The organism is Cupriavidus sp. UYPR2.512, assembly GCF_000379565.1.
Taxonomy (GTDB): Bacteria; Pseudomonadota; Gammaproteobacteria; order Burkholderiales; family Burkholderiaceae; genus Cupriavidus.
Map to the genome: position 1 here is coordinate 1 of NZ_KB903144.1, position 1,067 is coordinate 1,067.

Below are 1,067 nucleotides of genomic sequence, written 5' to 3' on the forward strand. Positions count from 1 at the left end.
TCTGGACCGATCTCGCTGAGAACCTTCAGGACCGCGGTCGCGCCCAACCCATTGATGCGCGTGAGGTCCACACCGACCCAGTTGGCCATGGTCTGNCGGATGTCGAATTCGACACGCAGCTTGCTGCCGGCTCGGGGGGCTTTGCCCAGGTCGACCTCGCGTTGTCCCAACTCGTCTAGCAACGCTTCCGCACGCCAGCAGCCAGTCAGCCAGTGCGTTGAGATCGTTAGTCATCGCGCCGAACTCGCGCACCGGTTCGCAGGCGGCTTGCTCCGCCAGATGCAGCGGCACGGCGACCCAGTGGCTCGATGCGCCCACATCGATCCCCGCTGCGTTGGGAAATACCTCGACTTCTCGCTTGCGCATTGCCATGGCCTGCTCCAAGATCGTCAGTGAACGGCAGCGCCATGGGAAGCGTCGATTTCGACTCGATCTCTCAAACGGGATGCGGCTCACGCCGCTCACCACTGTCGCCGACGATTCCCGGACCAGGCTCAATAGCGGGCTCACCCAGCAGCGAGGACAATCGCTGCGAGCTCGCANCAATGGATGGTCGGTCATCTCGGCGCTGCCGTTCCCGTTATAGGGCAGAACCGTTTCTTCGCGAACGCCGGGCGCAGGCATGGGCTTGGGAAGCTCAATAGTTGGAGCCGAAGCCTTGCCTCCCGAACTGCGAGCCCGGATGGTGACAGCTGGGAATGCGCCACCTAGACAGAGTTGCTGCCCATGCCATTGACCACGGCAAGAGCCTCCCGCAAGTGCTCTACCCCGCCCGGGCCGGACTCAACGTTCATGGGAATCCATCATGGTCTGGCGCTCGGGGACCACGAAATGACTAGCGTTGGCAACACTATCCAGTCGCTCAGCAGGCCGTCGGTTCATGCTGCAAACGGCTCCCTGTGCGGTCATAGAAGCCTCCTGGGTGTACTGGGAGCCGTTGCGGCACATCGTTGAGGTCAACTTGCAGTTGATGTCACTAGTGTCCGGTTAAATTTCGAACAAATTCAATTGGTTAGCGGCGTCGGGAACTTCTGACAGTGAAGAGTCGGGCTGAAAGGCCTGTGAAA

At 60.8% G+C, this 1,067-nt stretch carries 1 pseudogene; it reads right to left on the reverse strand.

Annotated features, from left to right (window positions below):
• Nucleotides 1-189: 189 nt before the first annotated feature.
• Nucleotides 190-372, reverse strand: a pseudogene (locus tag A3A5_RS45105) (IS110 family transposase); the annotation flags it as partial.
• Nucleotides 373-1,067 lie beyond the last annotated feature (695 nt).